This window comes from Providencia sp. AGC89 (genome assembly GCF_053543535.1).
This window is the reverse complement of record NZ_JBIXLP010000060.1, coordinates 441,152-461,763: the sequence shown is the minus strand read 5'-3', so window position 1 is coordinate 461,763 and position 20,612 is coordinate 441,152. Positions and strand designations below refer to the sequence as shown.

16 protein-coding genes are annotated in these 20,612 nt (G+C 43.3%); 14 read left to right on the top strand and 2 right to left on the bottom strand.

The genetic code is table 11. From position 1 onward, the window contains the following. Positions 1–8: 8 nt before the first annotated feature. From nuoC to nuoN, 11 genes are all read left to right on the top strand, one after another. Positions 9–1,811: an NADH-quinone oxidoreductase subunit C/D gene (gene nuoC, locus ACIPUA_RS10530; RefSeq protein ID WP_370661202.1), complete on the top strand. Its 1,803-nt coding sequence runs from the start codon at positions 9–11 to the stop codon at positions 1,809–1,811. A 2-nt stretch (positions 1,812–1,813) separates the two neighbouring features. Continuing rightward, complete coding sequence (gene nuoE / locus ACIPUA_RS10525; protein WP_042844444.1) at positions 1,814–2,353, top strand: NADH-quinone oxidoreductase subunit NuoE; 540 nt, start codon at positions 1,814–1,816, stop codon at positions 2,351–2,353. Beyond that, positions 2,350–3,708, top strand: coding sequence for an NADH-quinone oxidoreductase subunit NuoF (gene nuoF / locus ACIPUA_RS10520; RefSeq protein WP_042844442.1), 1,359 nt, complete (start codon positions 2,350–2,352; stop codon positions 3,706–3,708). The genes nuoE and nuoF overlap by 4 nt, the downstream gene beginning before the upstream one ends. A 98-nt stretch (positions 3,709–3,806) precedes the next feature. Beyond that, the gene (nuoG, locus tag ACIPUA_RS10515) at positions 3,807–6,530 is read left to right on the top strand and encodes an NADH-quinone oxidoreductase subunit NuoG (protein WP_173424803.1); all 2,724 of its coding nucleotides are present in this window, start codon (positions 3,807–3,809) and stop codon (positions 6,528–6,530) included. Next, positions 6,530–7,507 carry an NADH-quinone oxidoreductase subunit NuoH gene (gene nuoH / locus ACIPUA_RS10510; protein ID WP_042844440.1) on the top strand — a complete coding sequence of 326 codons (978 nt, stop codon included), beginning with the start codon at positions 6,530–6,532 and terminating at the stop codon, positions 7,505–7,507. The genes nuoG and nuoH overlap by 1 nt, the downstream gene beginning before the upstream one ends. Before the next feature lie 14 nt (positions 7,508–7,521). Beyond that, complete coding sequence (gene nuoI, locus ACIPUA_RS10505; protein ID WP_042844439.1) at positions 7,522–8,064, top strand: NADH-quinone oxidoreductase subunit NuoI; 543 nt, start codon at positions 7,522–7,524, stop codon at positions 8,062–8,064. A 12-nt stretch (positions 8,065–8,076) separates the two neighbouring features. Continuing rightward, positions 8,077–8,619 carry an NADH-quinone oxidoreductase subunit J gene (gene nuoJ, locus ACIPUA_RS10500; RefSeq protein WP_048607509.1) on the top strand — a complete coding sequence of 181 codons (543 nt, stop codon included), beginning with the start codon at positions 8,077–8,079 and terminating at the stop codon, positions 8,617–8,619. Beyond that, positions 8,616–8,918 (top strand): NADH-quinone oxidoreductase subunit NuoK, encoded by a 303-nt coding sequence (gene nuoK / locus ACIPUA_RS10495; RefSeq protein WP_008910727.1) that lies wholly within the window; start codon positions 8,616–8,618, stop codon positions 8,916–8,918. Before nuoJ ends, nuoK begins: the two co-directional genes overlap by 4 nt. Beyond that, the gene (gene nuoL / locus ACIPUA_RS10490) at positions 8,915–10,771 is read left to right on the top strand and encodes an NADH-quinone oxidoreductase subunit L (RefSeq protein WP_449059646.1); all 1,857 of its coding nucleotides are present in this window, start codon (positions 8,915–8,917) and stop codon (positions 10,769–10,771) included. The genes nuoK and nuoL overlap by 4 nt, the downstream gene beginning before the upstream one ends. A gap of 19 nt (positions 10,772–10,790) precedes the next feature. Further along, positions 10,791–12,311 (top strand): NADH-quinone oxidoreductase subunit M, encoded by a 1,521-nt coding sequence (gene nuoM, locus ACIPUA_RS10485; RefSeq protein ID WP_042844434.1) that lies wholly within the window; start codon positions 10,791–10,793, stop codon positions 12,309–12,311. Between the two features lie 6 nt (positions 12,312–12,317). Continuing rightward, the gene (gene nuoN, locus ACIPUA_RS10480; protein ID WP_042844432.1) at positions 12,318–13,778 is read left to right on the top strand and encodes an NADH-quinone oxidoreductase subunit NuoN; all 1,461 of its coding nucleotides are present in this window, start codon (positions 12,318–12,320) and stop codon (positions 13,776–13,778) included. Between the two features lie 56 nt (positions 13,779–13,834). Here nuoN and ACIPUA_RS10475 read toward each other — a convergent pair whose 3' ends face one another. After that, positions 13,835–14,845, bottom strand: a complete 1,011-nt coding sequence (locus ACIPUA_RS10475) for an alpha-xenorhabdolysin family binary toxin subunit B (RefSeq protein WP_449059645.1) — start codon at positions 14,843–14,845, stop codon at positions 13,835–13,837. An 11-nt stretch (positions 14,846–14,856) separates the two neighbouring features. After that, positions 14,857–16,065, bottom strand: coding sequence for an alpha-xenorhabdolysin family binary toxin subunit A (locus tag ACIPUA_RS10470; RefSeq protein ID WP_042844430.1), 1,209 nt, complete (start codon positions 16,063–16,065; stop codon positions 14,857–14,859). A gap of 655 nt (positions 16,066–16,720) precedes the next feature. Between ACIPUA_RS10470 and ACIPUA_RS10465 the strand changes: the two genes are divergently transcribed. The 3 genes from ACIPUA_RS10465 to menH all read left to right on the top strand — a co-directional run bounded on the left by ACIPUA_RS10465 (position 16,721) and on the right by menH (position 20,612). Further along, on the top strand, positions 16,721–18,055 hold the full coding sequence (locus tag ACIPUA_RS10465; protein WP_449059644.1) for an isochorismate synthase: 1,335 nt from the start codon (positions 16,721–16,723) through the stop codon (positions 18,053–18,055). Positions 18,056–18,174: 119 nt separating this feature from the next. Continuing rightward, the gene (menD, locus tag ACIPUA_RS10460; protein ID WP_129466094.1) at positions 18,175–19,848 is read left to right on the top strand and encodes a 2-succinyl-5-enolpyruvyl-6-hydroxy-3-cyclohexene-1-carboxylic-acid synthase; all 1,674 of its coding nucleotides are present in this window, start codon (positions 18,175–18,177) and stop codon (positions 19,846–19,848) included. Then, on the top strand, positions 19,848–20,612 hold the full coding sequence (gene menH / locus ACIPUA_RS10455; protein WP_449059643.1) for a 2-succinyl-6-hydroxy-2,4-cyclohexadiene-1-carboxylate synthase: 765 nt from the start codon (positions 19,848–19,850) through the stop codon (positions 20,610–20,612). The genes menD and menH overlap by 1 nt, the downstream gene beginning before the upstream one ends.

Genomic DNA, 20,612 nt, shown 5'->3' with positions numbered 1-20,612 from the left:
GGTGAAGAATGATGACAGATCAGATAGCGCAAGCGAGTAGTACCCAGCCAGGATGGCAGACACAGGAACATTTAAATGACCCTGTGCTTCTGGAACTGCGCAATCAATTTGGGCCGGATGCCTTTTCTGTTCAAGCAACCCGCACTGGTATGCCAGTGGTTTGGGTTCGTCGTGAACAATTACTGGAAGTTGTAGATTTTCTAAAGAAACTACCAAAACCGTATGTCATGCTATTTGACTTACACGGGGTAGATGAACGCCAAAGAATCCACCGTCAAGGCCTGCCTGAAGCAGACTTTAGTGTTTTCTATCACATTATTTCTATTGACCGTAACCGCGATATTATGTTGAAAGTCGCTCTTAATGAGAAAGACCTCAACGTACCTTCTATGGTTTCGCTGTTCCCAAATGCAAATTGGCATGAACGTGAAGTGTGGGATATGTTTGGGATCACCTTCCAAGGTCACCCAAATTTACGTCGCTTACTGATGTCGCCAAGCTGGGAAGGTCACCCACTGCGTAAGGATTATCCTGCGCGTGCAACTGAGTTCGACCCCTTTGTTCTGACTAAACAGAAACAAGATCTGGAAATGGAAGCTTTAACTTTCAAACCAGAAGAGTGGGGCATGGCACGTGGAAATGAAAATGAAGATTTCATGTTCCTGAACTTAGGGCCAAACCACCCATCATCACACGGTGCATTCCGTATTGTACTGCAACTTGATGGTGAAGAAATTATCGACTGTGTGCCTGATATCGGTTACCACCACCGTGGTGCTGAGAAAATGGGCGAGCGCCAGTCATGGCACAGTTACATTCCTTACACTGACCGTATTGAGTACCTCGGTGGGTGTGTGAATGAAATGCCATACGTGTTAGCCGTTGAAAAATTGGCTGGCATTGAAGTGCCTGACCGCGTAAAGACCATTCGCGTCATGCTGTCTGAATTATTCCGTATTAATAGCCACTTGCTATACATCAGTACTTATATTCAAGACGTCGGCGCAATGACACCTGTATTCTTTGCGTTTACTGACCGTCAAAAAGTGTACAACGTGATTGAAGCTATCACTGGGTTCCGTATGCATCCAGCTTGGTTCCGTATTGGTGGTGTTGCACACGACTTACCGCGCGGTTGGGAAAAGTTGCTGCGTGAGTTACTTGATTGGCTGCCGAAACGTTTAGAGTCTTATGTCACGTCTGCACTGAAAAACTCCATCTTAAAAGGCCGTTCTATTGGTACAGCAATGTACAACAAAGAAGAGGCATTGGCATGGGGTGTGACAGGTGCGGGTTTACGTGCTACAGGCGTTGATTTTGACGTGCGTAAATGGCGTCCATATTCAGGTTATGAAAACTTTGAATTCGATATTCCTATCGCTCACAACGGTGACTGCTATGACCGTGTGATGATCAAAGTTGAAGAGATGCGCCAGAGTATCCGTATTCTTGAGCAATGCTACAAGAATATGCCAGAAGGCCCATTCAAAGCCGACCATCCATTGACGACGCCGCCACCAAAAGAGCGTACGTTACAGCACATTGAAACCCTGATTAACCACTTCTTGCAAGTGTCTTGGGGGCCAGTGATGCCTGCGAATGAATCATTCCAGATGGTTGAAGCCACGAAGGGGATCAACAGCTACTACCTGACCAGTGATGGCAGCACGATGAGCTACCGTACACGTATTCGTACGCCAAGCTATGCCCACTTGCAGCAAATCCCTGCGGTTATTCGCGGTAGTTTAGTTTCAGACTTAATCGTCTATCTGGGTAGTATCGATTTTGTAATGTCGGATGTGGATCGCTAACCATGCATAATGAACATGATAAACACAATCAACTCGATGTGGTGAATGTATTCGAACCCCAAGCTCATCATGGCTTTGTTTTAACTGACGAAGAGCGTGCAGAAATAGAAGGTGAGAAACATCACTATGAAGATGCGCGAGCAGCATCTATCGAGGCACTGAAAATTGTGCAAAAAAACCGTGGCTGGGTTGAGGACGGTGCGATCTATGCTATCGCTGACGTCTTAGGTATCCCCGCTAGTGATGTTGAAGGTGTGGCAACATTCTATAGCCAAATCTTCCGTCAACCTGTTGGACGCCATATTATTCGCTATTGCGACAGTGTTGTTTGCCATATTACTGGTTATCAGGGTTTAGAAGCTGAAATCATTAAACAGCTGAATATTCGCCCTGGCCAAACAACAGCCGATGGTCGCTTTACATTGCTGCCAACCTGTTGCTTGGGTAACTGTGATAAGGGTCCGACGATGATGATCGATGAAGATACTCACAGTTATGTGCAGCCTGAAAATATTCAAAAATTACTGGAGCAGTATCCATGACAAATTCTGTTAATCCAGTGATCCGTACTGCTGAAACTCATCCCCTAACATGGCGTTTGCGTGATGACAATCAGCCTGTTTGGTTAGATGAGTACCGCAGTAAAAACGGATACAAAGGTCTTGAGCGTGCGCTCAAAGGCATGGCACCGGATGAAGTTGTTAACCTTGTCAAAGACGCTGGCCTGAAAGGGCGTGGTGGTGCGGGGTTCTCAACAGGCCTGAAATGGAGCCTGATGCCAAAAGACGAAAACATGAAACTGCGTTATTTCTTATGTAATGCGGATGAAATGGAACCGGGCACCTACAAAGACCGCTTATTGATGGAGCAACTGCCTCATTTGTTAGTTGAAGGGATGATCACGGGAGCATATGCACTAAAAGCTTATCGTGGTTATATCTTTCTACGTGGTGAGTATGTTGAGGCAGCTCAACACTTGCGCCGTGCCATCGAAGAAGCGAAAGCTGCGGGCCTGTTAGGAAAAAATATCCTCGGTTCGGGGTTTGATTTCGAGCTATTTGTGCACACCGGTGCTGGGCGTTATATCTGCGGTGAAGAAACTGCACTGATTAACTCTTTAGAAGGTCGTCGTGCTAACCCGCGTTCTAAACCACCATTCCCTGCAACATCAGGTGCTTGGGGTAAACCAACTTGCGTAAATAACGTTGAAACTATCTGTAACGTGCCGGCTATTTTAGAGCATGGTGACCAGTGGTACATCGATTTAAGCGCAGGTAAGAGTAAAGACGCGGGCACTAAATTAATGGGCTTCTCTGGGCGTGTGAAAAATCCGGGTCTATGGGAATTACCATTTGGTACAACGGCACGTGAAGTATTAGAAGATTACGCAGGTGGTATGCGTGATGGTTTAAAACTTAAAGCATGGCAGCCGGGTGGGGCAGGGACAGACTTCCTGACCAATGACCACCTCGACTTACCAATGGATTTTGAAAATATTGCCAAAGCCGGTAGCCGTCTTGGTACTGCATTAGCAATGGCGGTTGATCATGAAATCAACATGGTTTCGTTAGTTCGTAACTTAGAAACCTTCTTTGCACGTGAATCCTGTGGTTGGTGTACGCCATGTCGTGATGGATTGCCGTGGAGCGTGAAAATTTTACAAGCACTGGAAAAAGGCGAAGGCCAACCGGGTGACATCGAAACATTAGAGCAACTTTGCCGTTTCTTAGGTCCGGGTAAAACATTCTGTGCTCACGCACCGGGAGCAGTCGAACCGCTGCAAAGTGCCATCAAATATTTCCGTGATGAATTTGAAGCGGGTATCTCGCAAAAAGATCTGCGTAACATCGTGCAGATTGCGGGTATCCAACCAAACCTGCTCAAGCAGCGTTGGTAATTATTTAGCGATTGAGCAACCGCTAAAGAGATTTTTCACGAAGAACGTATTTTTGATTAACGCCTGCTTTATGCGGGCCTTTGGGAAGCATGCTGACTATGGCTACAATATATGTAGACGGCAAAGAATATGACGTAAACGGGTCTGAAAACCTGTTACAAGCCTGTCTTTCTCTCGGGCTAGATATTCCTTATTTTTGCTGGCATCCGGCGCTGGGAAGCGTTGGCGCTTGCCGCCAGTGTGCGGTTAAGCAATATCAGAACGCGGATGATACTCGCGGTCGCCTAGTAATGTCTTGTATGACACCGGCAACGGAAGGTACCTACATCTCAATTGATGATGAAGAAGCCAAACAATTCCGTGAAAGTGTTGTGGAATGGCTGATGACCAACCACCCTCACGACTGCCCAGTCTGTGAGGAAGGCGGTAATTGCCACCTACAAGATATGACGGTGATGACCGGTCATAATATGCGTAAATATCGTTTTACGAAACGTACACACATTAACCAAGACTTAGGGCCGTTCATTAGTCATGAAATGAACCGCTGTATCGCTTGTTACCGCTGTGTGCGTTATTACAAAGATTACGCAGATGGCACGGACTTGGGGGTTTATGGGGCACATAACTATGTGTATTTCGGTCGTACAGAAGACGGTACGCTAGAAAGTGAATTCTCAGGTAACCTAGTTGAAGTCTGTCCGACAGGGGTCTTTACCGATAAAACGCACTCTGAGCGCTATAACCGTAAATGGGACATGCAATTTGCCCCGGGTATCTGCCAACAGTGCAGTATCGGTTGTAATACTAGCCCAGGTGAGCGCTATGGTGAAATCCGCCGCATTGAGAACCGTTATAATGGTTCAGTAAACCACTATTTCCTATGTGACCGCGGTCGTTTTGGTTATGGCTATGTCAACCGTAAAGACCGTCCACGTCAAGCTGTGCTAAATAAAAATGGTGTAAAACAGGTTATATCGGCTATTGAGGCAATGCAAAGCGGTGCGCAAATTATCAATCAAGCGAAGAAAGTGATTGGTATTGGTTCACCACGTGCAAGCATCGAAAGTAACTATGCGTTACGAGCACTTGTCGGTGCAGAAAACTTCTATTCAGGTGTTTCTTCGAGTGAGCAACGCCGTTTAGCGCTGATGCAAAATATCCTGCAAAATGGCGGTATCTATACGCCAACACTGCGTGAAGTGGAGGGTTACGATGCGGTGCTGGTACTGGGTGAAGATTTAACTCAGACAGGTGCGCGTATGGCGTTATCTGTACGTCAAGCGGTGAAAGGTAAAGCACGTGAAATGGCGGCAGCGCAAAAAGTCGCTGACTGGCAAATCGCGGCAATCATGAACATTGGTCAACATGCGAAATACCCACTGTTTATCACCAATGTGGATGATACCCGCTTAGATGATGTCGCCGCATTTAATTACCGTGCTCCTGTGGCTGACCAAGCACGTTTTGGTTTTGCTATTGCCAACATGATTAATGGCGATGCACCAGCAGTGAATGACTTACCTGCAGACCTCAAAGCGAAAGTTGAAACTATCGCACAAGCGCTTTCAAGCGCGAAAAAACCACTGATTATCAGTGGTAGCCATAGTGCTAGTGAGGCGATGATCCAAGCCGCGGCTAACGTGGCATTTGCACTAAAAGCGAAAGGTGCGCAGGTGGGCTTATCTTACTTAGCCTCTCATGCAAACAGTTTTGGTTTAGCAATGATGGACGCACAGCCATTAGACAGCGCATTAGCTCGCATTGAAGCGAACGAAGCGGATGTGGCTATCGTTATCGAAAACGACCTGTACCGTCATAGCAATGTAGATGCGGTTAATAGCGCATTAGCGAAGCTGAAGCATTTGATTGTTGCTGACCATCAGCAAACCGACATCATGGATAAAGCAACATTAGTTCTGCCAGCAGCAAGCTTTGCTGAAGCAGACGGTACGTTGATTAACCAAGAAGGTCGGGCACAACGTTTCTTCCAAGTCTTCGACCCAACTTATTACGACAAAGCTATCGTGATGAACGAAAGCTGGCGCTGGATGCATTCATTGCAAACTGAAGCACAGGAACGTGATGCAGACTGGTCGCAACTTGACCATGTGATTGCTGATTGTGTTGCTACACTGCCACAATTTGCAGGCATTGTTGATTCTGCACCAAAAGCCTCTTTCCGTATCCGTGGTCAAAAACTGGCACGTGAACCTCATCGTTACAGTGGTCGAACAGCGATGCTGGCCAACCAATCTGTTCATGAGCCTCGTCAACCGCAAGATATTGATTCTCCATTTGCTTTCTCAATGGAAGGGAACAACAGCCCAACGGCACCACGTCAGCAAATTCCATTTGCTTGGGCGCCGGGTTGGAACTCACCACAAGCGTGGAATAAATTCCAAGCAGAAGTGGGGGGCCATTTGTTATTTGGTGACCCAGGTGTGCGTTTGTTCAATTCAACAGAAAGTAAATTGGCTTACTTCACTGATATTCCAGCAGCTTACCAAGCGACTGAAGCTCAATGGGTGGTGGCGCCGTATTACCATCTGTTCGGCAGTGACGAAATGTCACAGCGTTCAGACGTGATCCAACAGCGTATGCCTGAGCCTTATATCATGCTGAATGCGCAAGATGCAGAGTCACTTGGTTTGACAGCAGGAACAAAAGCTGAATTTAGCCATGCAGGTCAAGCATTTAACTTAACTGTACGCCTCAGTAATCACCTATCGACTGGTCAAATTGGCTTACCATTAGGGATGCCGGGTATCGCACCTGTTCTGGCTGGCGTGTCAGTCAATAATCTGCGGAGGGGAGCATGATGGATTGGATTTCTCCTGAAGTAATGGAAGTCCTTATTTCCATACTTAAATCTGTCGTCATTTTATTGGTTGTTGTGACTTGTGGAGCCTACATGAGTCTGGGAGAGCGCCGTATTCTCGGTCTGTTCCAGAACCGTTACGGCCCTAACCGTGTTGGTCCGTTTGGGATGGGCCAGTTAATCGCGGATATGTTCAAAATGCTGTTTAAAGAAGACTGGATCCCACAGTTCGCGGATAAGAAAATCTTTACGCTAGCGCCAGTTATCGCATTTTGCTCATTATTCCTTGCATTCGCCATCGTACCTGTTAGCCCAACTTGGCACGTGGCAGACCTGAACATTGGGATTTTATTCTTCCTGATGATGGCGGGTCTAGCGGTGTATGCGGTGTTATTCGCTGGTTGGTCAAGTAACAATAAATACTCTTTATTGGGGGCGATGCGTGCGTCAGCACAAACCGTGAGTTACGAAGTGTTCTTAGGCCTTTCTTTAATGGGCGTGGTTGCACAAGCAGGTTCATTCAACCTGATTGATATTGTTAACTCCCAAGAAGGCATGTGGAACATCATTCCTCAGTTCTTCGGCTTTGTAACTTTTGCGATTGCAGGTGTTGCGGTATGTCACCGTCACCCGTTTGACCAACCAGAAGCAGAGCAAGAGATTGCGGATGGTTATCACGTTGAATACTCAGGGATGAAGTTCGGTCTGTTCTTCGTTGGTGAGTATATCGGTATCGTAACGGTCTCTGCTCTGATTGTGACGCTGTTCTTTGGTGGCTGGCATGGACCATTCTTGCCGTCATTCTTGTGGTTTGCGATTAAAACTGCGTTCTTCATGATGATGTTTATCTTGATCCGCGCTTCTTTGCCGCGTCCACGTTATGACCAAGTGATGTCTTTCGGTTGGAAAATTTGTCTGCCGTTGACACTGCTTAATCTGCTGGGTACCGCAGCAGTGATTTTATACAACGCTCAGTAAGGGGTGATTGAACCATGACATTAAAAGAGTTATTGGTCGGTTTCGCCACCCAAGTACGTAGTATTTGGATGGTCGGCCTACATGCGTTCGATAAACGCGAAACGCAAATGTACCCAGAAGAGCCGGTTTATCTACCACCCCGTTACCGTGGGCGTATCGTATTAACACGCGACCCTGACGGTGAAGAGCGTTGTGTAGCCTGTAACTTATGTGCGGTGGCTTGCCCTGTGGGTTGTATCTCACTGCAAAAAGCTGAACATGAAGACGGCCGTTGGTACCCCGAGTTTTTCCGCGTGAACTTTTCGCGCTGCATTTTCTGTGGCTTGTGTGAAGAGGCTTGCCCAACTACGGCAATCCAATTAACACCTGACTTTGAAATGGCCGATTGGAGACGTCAGGATCTGGTTTACGAAAAAGATGACCTACTCATTTCAGGTCCGGGTAAATATCCTGATTATAACTTTTACCGTAAATCGGGTATGGCGATTGCAGGTAAAGACAAAGGTGAAGCGGATAACGAAGCGAAACCGATTAACGTCAAAGACCTGTTGCCATAAGGAGCGATATTCATGGAATTTACATTTTATATCGCCGGCCTAGTTGCCATATTAGCAACTTTGAGGGTGATAACTAATACCAACCCGGTGCATGCACTGTTGTATCTGGTTGTTTCTCTGCTGGCTCTGTCGATGGTGTTTTTCTCTCTCGGTGCGTATTTTGCTGGGGCTTTGGAAATCATCGTTTATGCAGGAGCCATCATGGTCTTGTTCGTATTCGTCGTCATGATGCTTAACTTAGGTCGCTCAGTGCAAGAACAAGAGCGGGCTTGGTTAACACCAAAAAACTGGATTGGTCCCGCGGTGTTGTCTGCCGTATTACTGGCCATCTTAGTTTACGGTATTACCTCTTTGTCTTACGAAGATGGGATTAAAGGTACCGTGATTGGGGCGAAAGAAGTGGGTATAAGCCTATTCGGGCCTTATGTTCTAGCTGTTGAGTTGGCTTCATTGCTATTACTGGCCGGTTTAGTTGTCGCATTCCACGTTGGGCGTGACCGTAAAGAAAACGGCGCTGACCTTGTCAGTGTACGTAATGCGGAGGAGCAAAAATGATACCTCTTCAACATGGTCTGATTTTAGCAGCGATTTTATTTGTAATGGGACTGAGTTGTCTCGTTATTCGCCGCAATTTGCTTTTCATGCTGATCGGACTGGAAATCATGATTAACTCTACTGCTCTGGCATTTGTTGTTGCAGGGAGTTTTTGGGGGCAGCCAGACGGCCAAATTATGTATATTTTGGCGATTACATTGGCTGCAGCGGAGGCGAGTATTGGATTGGCGTTGTTACTGCAACTCCATCGTCATCGTCAGAACCTGAATATTGATAAAGTCAGTGAGATGCGCGGATGAACCTACTCTATTTAACTATTCTGTTGCCTCTACTTGGGTCGGTGTTACTTGCCTTCTCTCGCGGACGCTGGTCAGAAAACGTTTCTGCCATTATAGGTGCGGGGTCGGTCGGCTTAGCGGCGCTCGTAGCACTTTATGTTGGCAATGAATTTTTAGCTCAACCTGTTTTATCAAATGGTGGATATGAACCATATTCACAACAACTTTGGACTTGGATGTCGGTTGGTACTTTCAACATTCCATTTACCTTAGTCCTTGATGGTCTGTCTCTTACCATGCTGGGTGTGGTAACGGGGGTGGGCTTCCTTATTCATGTGTATGCCTCTTGGTATATGCGTGGCGAGGAGGGTTACTCACGTTTCTTTGCCTACACTAACCTGTTTATCGCGAGTATGGTGGTTTTAGTTCTCGCCGATAACATGATGCTGATGTATCTCGGTTGGGAAGGGGTAGGGCTGTGCAGTTATCTGCTGATTGGTTTTTACTATACCAATCCAGACAACGGTAAAGCTGCGATGAAAGCCTTCTTCGTGACCCGTATTGGTGATGTGTTCCTTGCCATCGGTATGTTTATTCTGTGGAATGAACTGGGCACGCTGAATTTCAGCGAAATGGCAGTATTAGCACCTCAGAAATTTGCTGAAGGTTCGAGTGCTATCAACTGGGCTACCTTAATGTTATTAGGTGGTGCAGTCGGTAAATCAGCACAGTTACCATTGCAAACATGGTTGGCTGATGCGATGGCAGGCCCAACGCCTGTTTCTGCATTGATCCACGCCGCAACCATGGTGACCGCGGGTGTTTACTTAATTGCACGTACACATGTTCTGTTCCTGTTAGCACCTGAGGTTTTACATTTAGTGGGTGTCGTTGGTGCGGTCACATTAGTACTAGCTGGTTTTGCCGCATTGGTACAAACGGATATCAAACGTGTTCTTGCTTACTCAACCATGAGCCAGATCGGTTATATGTTCTTGGCTCTGGGAGTACAAGCTTGGGATGCGGCGATTTTCCACCTGATGACACACGCTTTCTTTAAAGCGCTATTGTTCCTCTCAGCAGGTTCGGTGAGCCTCGCATGTCACCACGAACAAAACATCTTCAAAATGGGTGGGCTACGTAAGCAAATCCCATTCATTTATGCTGTGATGTTAATCGGCGGAAGCGCACTGGCTGCATTGCCATTGTTTACCGCAGGTTTCTACAGTAAAGATGCAATTTTGTGGGGTGCGCAGCTTGATGGGCAAACGGTGTTGTTATGGGCAGGTATCCTTGGTGCATTAATGACTGCAATTTATACCTTCCGTATGATTTTCATCGTGTTCCACGGTGAAGCAAAAATCAAAACGCACAAGGTTAAAGGCATCACTCATACATTGCCACTTGGCATTCTGGCTATCCTTGCAACGTTTGTTGGTGCATTAATTCACCAACCATTAGAAGGGGTATTCCCTGCTGAAGCCGTGGGAAGTGAAGACGGTAAAGTCTTACTTGAAGCGATTTCTGGCGGGTTTGCAATCGCGGGTCTGTTGATTGCTATATTCCTCTATCTATTCAGACGTTCCATTGTTGATGCTATCGCGAAAACAGCAGTTGGCCGCTTTTTCAGTGCATGGTGGTACCAAGCATGGGGATTCGACTGGCTGTATGACGTAGTCTTTGTGAAACCTTTTAAAGGTATTGCATGGCTATTGGAGAGCGATCCGATTAACTCACTGATGAATATCCCTGCACGCTTATCAAGTTTAGCGAATAAAGGGCTTGCTGTGAGTCAAAACGGCCAGATCCGTTGGTATGTTGCCTCATTGGGGCTGGGTGCAGTGCTGATTCTTGCTCTGCTGCTTTTGGTTTAATTAAGGGACACATTGCGCCATGCTATTACCTTGGCTAATACTTATTCCCTTTATCGGAGGCCTGCTAAGTTGGCAGGCTGACCGGTTCAGTCACCGCGCTCCACGCTGGATTGCGCTGGCGACAATGGGATTAACACTTATTCTTTCTGTGCAATTGTGGTTACAAGGGAACTATTCTCTGGTTAATCCACAAGGCGTTCCACAATGGCAGTCTATTTTCTTTATGCCGTGGATCCCAGCACTGGGAATCAACATTCACTTAGCGATTGATGGTTTGTCACTATTAATGGTCGTATTGACGGCTATTATGGGCGCGTTTTCGATTCTGAGCTCATGGAGTGAAAACCAAAAGAACCAAGGTGCATATCACTTTAACCTGCTGTGGATTATCACAGGGGTGATGGGGATTTTCACTGCGGTTGACTTGTTCTTATTCTTCTTCTTCTGGGAGATGATGCTGATCCCGATGTATTTCCTAATTGCCAATTGGGGGCACAAAGGGTCAGAGAGTAGAAAACATATCAACGCAGCTACCAAGTTCTTTATTTATACGCAGGCGAGTGGTTTGATTATGTTAGTGTCCATCATTGGATTGGCACTGGCACACTTCAACTCAACAGGCACATTAACATTCAATTACGACCAACTGTTAGGCACACAAATGTCTAGTAGCGTCGCATTTATGTTGATGTTAGGTTTCTTTATTGCTTTTGCCGTTAAAATGCCATTAGTGCCATTCCACGGTTGGATGGCGGATACGCAAGAACAATCCCCAACCGCAGGTTCGGTGGACATTTCTGGTATTATGCTAAAAACCGCGGCTTATGGTTTGTTACGTTTTACTTTACCACTGTTCCCAGAAGCTTCTATCCAGTTCACGCCAGTTGCGATGACACTGGGTGTGATCAGTATCTTCTACGGTGCATGGTTAGCGTTCAAACAAACCGACATTAAACGTCTGGCGGCATACAGTAGCTTATCCCATATGGGGTTTGTGACAGTAGCGATTTATGCAAGTTCAGTGTTAGCGTACCAAGGTGCTGTGATCCAAATGATCACCAACGGCCTGTCAGGTGCAGCGCTGATTATCATCAGTGGTCAACTGTATGAGCGTACACAAACGCGTGATATGCGCATGATGGGTGGGTTGTGGAAACGCATTAAATGGTTACCAGGAATGTCCCTGTTCTTTGCCGCGGCAACGTTAGGCATGCCAGGTACAGGTAACTTCATTGGTGAGTTCATGATCCTGTTCGGTAGCTTCAGCCAATTCACATTAGTGACCTGCATTATGGTATTTGGTGTGGTGTTTGCTTCTATCTACTCGTTGTGGATGATGCAACAAACTTACTATGGCACACCAAAATCAGAAAAAGAAATGAAAGGGTTAACTGCGCGTGAATTCGGTGTGCTGCTGGCTCTAGCTGCTTTACTGGTTATTATCGGTTTCTATCCACAACCAATTTTAGATACTTCAATTGGTTCAATGGAAACATTGCATAACCTGTATTCTGCTTCACTTACAACATTAGGGCTGTAATTCGCCATGACAATAACTCCTCAAGAACTGATCGCAATATTACCACTGATGATCGTCGGGTTGACGGCAGTGGTTGTGATGCTGTCCATTGCGTGGCGACGCGATCACCTGACCAGCGCCGCGCTGACAGTATCTGGTTTTATTATTGCGTTGCTTTCACTGATTTGGGTGGCTGATGGCTACCTGATGGATGTGACTTCGCTTATCCGTGTTGATAACTTTGCACTATTCTACAGTGCATTAGTCTTAGTTGCAGGTATCGGTACTAGTATCTTTGCTTACCATTGGCTAGAAGGCTTTGGTGACAATAGAGATGAGTTTCACCTTTTAGTCGCTATTGCTGTGGCGGGTGGTGTGCTGTTATCTATGTCAAACCATATGGCGTCAATGTTTATCGGTATTGAACTGATTTCATTACCATTGTTTGGCTTAGTTGCTTATACCTTCGAACGTCGACGCACCTTAGAAGCAGGGATTAAATACATGCTGTTATCCGCAGCAGCGTCTTCATTCCTGTTATTTGGTATTGCATTACTGTATGCAGAGTCAGGCAGTTTAAGCTTTGCAGCGGTCGGTCAAAGCTTATCTGACAGCCAAATCCATGCGCCATTAATTATGATTGGTTTTGGGATGCTGATTGTGGGCTTCGGTTTTAAATTATCGTTATTCCCATTCCAGTTATGGACACCAGATGTTTACCAAGGTGCTCCTGCGCCAGTATCGGCATTTTTGGCAACAGGCAGTAAGATTGCTATCTTTGCCGTGCTAGTGCGTATTTTTATGGAAGCGCCAGTGACCAATAGCGACACTTTATCGATTGTTATCTCTGTCATTGCCATTGCCTCTATTTTATTTGGTAACTTGTTGGCAATTAGCCAAAAAAGTGCAAAACGCTTACTAGGTTACTCATCTATCTCTCATATGGGGTATTTGTTGGTAGCACTTGTTGCTTTACGTACCGTACCGGAATACGCCCAAACAACCATCGCTATTTACCTTGTAGGTTATCTATTTGCAAGTTTGGGGGCCTTTGGGGTAATCAGTATCGTTTCCAGCCCTTACCGTGGTGATGACCAAGATGACTTCAGTGCGTTCCGTGGCCTATTCTGGCACAAACCTGTGTTAGCAACGGTCATGACTATTATGATGCTATCACTGGCAGGTATTCCAATCACATTAGGGTTTATTGGTAAATTTTATGTGATTGCATCCGCAGTGAAAGCTGAATTATGGTGGTTAACTGGAGCTGTGGTGGTGGGTAGTGCAATAGGTTTGTATTACTACCTACGCTTTATGGCAAGCCTATATAGCCGTGATGCAGAACACGCAGAACGTTATACAGGCCCTGAAAAAGCGACATTGGGTACTGTGGTTGCCGTTATTTGTGCCATTGCAGTTATTGCATTTGGGGTTTGGCCACAACCACTTATCGATATCACATCAACAGCTCTTGCTGTGATTAACTGACGGTTAAACACATCATGTTGATGAAAACCGGTTACCTCAACAGTAACCGGTTTTTTTTAATCTGGAAGTTGCAATTGGTATTGATATTCCACCTCATTTAAATAGGTCATAAATATCTTACTTGCGACATGAATATGCGGCACATTCAGCGTTTGTTCAGATACATGTTCATTAATAAAGTCGCACCAAGACTCTAAATAGTTCCTCAGCAGGTTAGCTTGAGTAATGACTGACTGTACATTTAGAACGATAGTGGAGATTTCTTCTGATAGACTGATGAGCTTAGACACCCTGAAAATATTCGTATCAATCGCATTCATTTCCCCTTTCAATTCGATTATTAGGTCACTTAAATAGAGCCTAACATCAACAAGTTGCAGAAATTCTAAACCGTCATCAACCACAGCTAAGAGGTTTTTAATATAGCGTAGAGCCATCTTTAAAATCTGTTTTTTGTTTTTCGGTATGTCAATAGAATCTATCGATTCTTGATTTAAAAAGTATTTTTCAAAGAAATCGGTAATTTTTGTTTTTAAAATAATATCTTCAGCGGCTTTAATAATAGAGTGTTGTTGATTAACCTCATTAATTTTCATTTGAATATTTTTTTTGGTGGAGCTTAACAACCCTTTTTGGTTATTATATTCTTGAAGTTTATTCTTATTTGGCTTATCAATATTAAATGTTTGCAATGAATCGGTGGTGAATCGTATTTTATAAATGAATTTTTCTAATTCTAATTTTAGTTCAATGAGGTCTTCTATAAAACCAACTGTTAATATCTTATTCTTTAAATTCTCAATGTTATCAAGGTGATGGTTGTCATTATTGTTTTCATTTAAATCATTAAATATTATATAATCTAATTTTATTTTTATAATTGGGATTGAATTTCTAATAAGTTGATTAAGACTTTCTGTTTTAATGGCGATTTTATTTATTTTATCATAAATAACATAGTCATAATTTTTAATATTCTTATTAAAATCAATGATGCTATTTGATATACATCTTAATTGGTATACATCAATGGAGGGCAATACAGGGATTTCGTTGTTATCATGCATATTCGTACCTTTTATTTAGAAGTGTTGTCATTTATTTGTAATTCATCAAATAATGTAATTAAATGAACTGAGTATTCTTGTATTTTATTCCAAGAGCTGATAACACGTTTAAATTGGGAGATAAACCTGATTAGTTTGTCTGCGTTATTAATTCTTTGAAAAACTTCAATTGATTGAGTAACTTCAGTTAAAATAACCAACCACATATAGTCTAAGTGGTCGATGGCTAGCCTCGCATCCTTGATAAACCCTTCAATTTTATGTAGGTTAATTTGCATATCAAACATCGTTTTTTGGATGAGTTTTTCTTGGTTAATTTTAGTGTTGATTTCTTCTATTTCTTTTAGGATGTTATTCCTTTTTATTCTTATGACTTCTGCTTTTGAACCAAAAATGCTGCTTGTAATAATAAGACCTATCACCCCACCAGCAAGCCCTGTAAAACAGAGTTTCACAAAATGGTTATATTCCTGATCAAGTTGCTGAACCTCATTTTTTTTAATTTCAATCATTTCTTTTAAGAAAGGTTCTGAGCTTTCATTATTACTTGGGTCAAGTTGCTGATAGAGACCTTTAATATTGAACAGTAATGATTCAACATGCTCGAAATTAGAAAGGTACCCCCCTGTAATATATGCCCTAAAATCAGATACGATATTTTTTATTTTTATCGTTTTAATTGACTGGTTTTTTATATCACTTTTAATTAAATTTAAAATGCTTACAAGCTCAGTCGCAATTTGTTGGTCATCGCTTTGATAAATGATTTCATCAAGTTTATTTTCTGCTAGGTCATCCAAATTATCAGACACTCTTTGTAAAATTGGCATGTGATTAATATACTCAATGACCTCATTACCAGTCTGAATGATATTTCGGCTAGTGAGTGAAAGATTAACAGATTGTTCTTTAACATGTTGTTCAACGTTATCCCATGAATTAGCATGGTCGCGAATATTTATAATTGCCGTGGCTATATCATTAGAGTTAATAGGTAATACAGTTGAATCGGTAATGCCAAACCATTTTAAAATATCAGGTTTTTTCAATGGTAAAGAAAGGGCAAATTGTACATGCTGATGGATGTTGAGTAAATCTTCTAAAGTAAAAATGCCTGCAGACCGAGTGGAAAGTGAATCTTGATTTGTTAATAATGCTAATGTTGCATTACCTATATTTTCTTTTTCGATAATTCGGTCGTAATTTTCATGTGTATTCATTATTAATTCCAATTTAATTAAGTTAAAGGAGAAAGTTGAATTTAGTATTAATAACTATAATTATGATTGTAATACCGGTTTATAATGGTCAAGTGATGAAGATTTTATAACCATTAACCTACAAGAAACTGGAAAAAAGGTTGATAATAAAAAATGAAAATCAGAGACAAAAAATAATTTATAGCTATAAACAATAATATTCTGTTAAACAAACTCCCATTAAATGGGAAAGAGAGGGTTGTTACCTAATACAAGGCAATATTCATTCAAAGGGGAATTCCTGATGGAATTGTTAATTTAATCCTGAAGGTAAATATTGGGGTACAAGATGTTTCAAAATGAAATAGACAAAGGGGGAAAGTGCCAATGGTTTAACCATAGTCAGCAAAAGATAAAATGACTGTTATCAATAGATTAAATTAATATGTAATCACCTAATATATATAATAAACTATACTCATAAACTGAGAGATTTAGCGGTCAACAAGTAACAACATGAATGTCTTAAATTCAACCCTTTTATACTGTCTGTGTGATCGCTGGTGGTTATTTGGTGACATGGTGCTTACTGTGGGTCATCAATGTATTAAAAAATTACATTGCGCTATATAATAATTCAAAGTGAATCTGTGTGATGTAGCTGTAGGGATCGAAAGTGGCATATAAAAAAATTGATAAAGTGATAACGGAAATTTTGGATCATTTGTCTACATTGACACTCAAAACGAAAGAGCATACTCGTCTTACTTGGCAACTGGATGGGCAACTTACTTTTCCAGGGCTTCCATGGTTATCTGAGCAAAACTGTTATCCGCAGTTCTATTGGTATCAAAGAACTGGCGCACAGGAGTGCAGCGCGATTGGAATGGTGAAATCATTTCATTCGATTGATGATGCACAAGCTTTTTTATCGCAACACCCTGAAAACCCGGATATGCGTTTGTGGGGGCTAAATGGTTGGAATGCAGTCGGGGAAGGTATTCCCGAAACCTTAAAGCAACAGGCCACGTTTTGTTTTTTGCCTCGTCTTGAGATCCATCGATTTCGTTCAAGCGTTCATATAAGCGTCAATATAGATGGGGAAGAAGACCGACTGAATGCACTCAGTTTTGTACAACAATTAACGTTAACGGCTGAAACGACATTAGCTCTTACAGCAGATATTATTGCGCAGGAACATATTCCTATGCGTGATGAATGGTGCCGTTTATTAAATTGTGCAATTGAGGATATGAAAGCAGGGAAAATGGAAAAAGTGGTGATGGCACGAGAGACTAAATTAACCCTGTCTGAACCGATTGCAGTCGCTGAACTTTTATCAAAAAGCCAGCAGGTTAATCATCATTGCTACCATTTTATGATGGCTTTTAATCAGCATTCAGGGTTTATTTCTTCTACGCCTGAACGTTTATACCTACGTCAAGGTGAGCAGCTTAATTCTGAAGCCTTAGCGGGAACGGTGGCAAATGACCCTGATGATGTTATTGCTGCTGAATATGCAAAATGGCTAATGGAAGACAAAAAAAATCAACATGAAAACCTCGTTGTAGTTGATGATATTTGCCAGCAGTTACAAGGTGCAGTGACAGGGGTCGACGTTTCTAGTGCGAAAGTCATTCGTTTAAGAAAAATTCAGCATCTTTACCGTTCGATAGTTGCAACTCTCGTCACGCCTTCTGATAGTGACTGTTTACAACGTTTACAGCCAACCGCTGCTGTTTGTGGGCTACCCAGAAATGTTGCGCGGCAATTTTTGGCTAAAAATGAACCTTTTTCACGTGGTTGGTATGCGGGAACAGGTGGGTTTATTAGTCTCAATAAAAGTGAGTTTGCGGTGTCTTTACGTTGCGCACAAATTGAAGGTGAGCATGTTTCTCTGTATTCAGGAGCCGGTATTGTGAGTGGTTCAGACCCTGAGCAAGAATGGATAGAAATAGAGAATAAAGCGGCTGGGTTAAAATCTTTATTTGGAAATAACGAAAAACCATAAAGTAAAAGTGGTTATTTTCTTTTTATTTTCAATTAGTTCATCAAAAATTGTCCTGAGATCAAGAAATTTTTCTTAGTCAGTTTAAACTGATTGATAATTAATAATTTGCTGAGCATATTATGTCTAATTCTGCTTTTAATATCCGTTGGGCTGAAGTGATTATTGAAGCGCTTGCTCGTCACGGTATGAAACATATTTGTATTGCGCCAGGCTCACGCTCTACGCCTTTGACTCTTGCGGCAATTAATAATGCAAAATTACACTGCCATACGCATTTTGATGAGCGTGGTTTAGGGCATTTGGCCCTAGGTTTAGCGAAAGCGAGCAATGAACCCGTTGGTGTTATTGTCACCTCAGGCACTGCTGTCGCTAACCTTTATCCTTCATTAATTGAAGCGGGCTTAACGGGGGAGAAAGTTATCTTCCTGACCGCAGATAGGCCTCCAGAATTAATTGATTGTGGTGCTAACCAAGCTATTCGCCAAGCCCATATTTTTGCTTCACATCCCGCTCAGTCATTAATGTTACCGCGCCCAACGCGCGATATTTCAGCCAAATGGCTGGTGTCAGCGGTGGATAACGGTATGAATCAACTCCATCATGGCGCTTTTCATATTAATTGCCCATTTGCTGAGCCGCTTTACGGTGAAAGTGAAGGCGATTATGAATGGCAGCAGACATTGGGTGACTGGTGGAACTCAAATCATCCATGGCTAAGTGAACCCTTAACTAATTCTGTTGCGCTCGTAGCTGATTGGTATTTTTGGCGACAGAAAAAAGGGGTTGTTATTGCTGGGAGAATGAATGTAAATGAGGGTGAAAAGGTCACTAAATGGGCTGAACAATTGGGGTGGCCAGTATTAGGTGATGTATTATCACAAACAGGGCAACCTTACCCTTGCGCAGATTTATGGCTTCAACACCCCGATGCTATTCGTATTTTAAAGCAAGCAGAATTAGTCGTGCAGTTTGGCTCAAGCCTGACAGGAAAACGGTTATTGCAGTGGCAAGCGAGTTGTGAACCACAAGAATACTGGGTAATCGATACAATTCCACAGCGCTTAGACCCTGCAAATCATACTGGTCGCAAATTAACATGCTCAATTAAAGGTTGGTTAGAAAACCACCCCGCACAACCACGCAGCTTATGGTGTGAGGAGCTTGTTACCTTAGCGCAGAAAGCACAACACTACGTGCATCAACAGTTAAGCGAGCAATTTTCAGAGGCCGCCATAGCGCATCAGTTGCCCGAATTATTGCCATCTCGCGGGCAGTTATTTGTTGGCAATAGCTTAATCGTACGCTTAGTCGATGCTCTAGCTCAATTACCGATGAACTACCCTGTGTATAGTAATCGTGGCGCAAGTGGCATTGATGGGCTGATTTCAACAATGGCGGGAGTGCAGCGAGCAACGGCAAGGCCAACGCTCGGGATTGTTGGGGACCTTTCTGCATTATATGATTTAAATAGCTTAGCATTATTACGTTCACCTTCAGCACCAACTGTTCTGATTATTGTGAACAATAATGGTGGGCAAATTTTTTCTATGTTGCCCACACCGGAAGAGGCAAGAACAAACTATTATTGTATGCCGCAAAACGTGAGTTTTGAACCTGCCGCAAAAATGTTTGGTTTACAGTACTGCGCCTCAACGGATTGGCATTCGTTGAAAGAGACTATCCAGCAATTTTGGCACAATCAGCACGGTACATTACTTGTGGAACTGGTGGTTGATAGCGATGAGGGTGCTCGTACTTTAAAACAATTAGTCAGCGATATCTCGGAGTTATAATGCTGTCAGCTCAACGTTATCACACGAATGCTTCAGGCCCTTGGTTAGTGTGGTTACATGGGCTACTGGGCAGCGCAAATGATTGGCTTCCAGTGATTGAGCAATTCAATAACTACCCATCATTAGCGGTCAATTTGCCGGGTCACGGCGCGTCGAAATCGGAAACTAATCATGGTTTTTTGCATTTTGACCAACAACTTAGTGCTGTATTACAGTATTATCAAATCCATGAATATTACCTAGTTGGTTATTCATTAGGTGCCCGCCTTGCAATGCATTTTGCCTGTTATCATCAGCCAAAGGGGTTATTAGGCTTAGTGATAGAAGGGGGGAATGTTGGTTTGAGCAGTGAGCAAGAACGGGTAGAGCGCAGAGCAAATGATGCTGCATGGGCACAGCGTTTTCGCTGCGAACCGATGAAACAAGTTTTGGATAGCTGGTATCAACAAAACGTGTTTGCTGACTTATCACTACTGCAACGCCAACAGTTAGTTTTATTACGCCAACAAAATAGCCCACAAGGAATTGCTGATATGTTAGAAAATACATCATTAGCAAAGCAACCTTTTTTGGCTGACAAATTGCACCAACTGGGTTGCCCTTATCGCTATTTCTGTGGCGATAGAGATCAAAAGTTTCGAAGCGTTTCGCAACAATACGCTTTGCCGTTAACGCTGATTGAAAATGCAGGGCATAATGCTCATCGGGAAAACCCAATAGGTTATGCGGCTGCACTTCACCATTTTTTATCACAATGTGGTTAA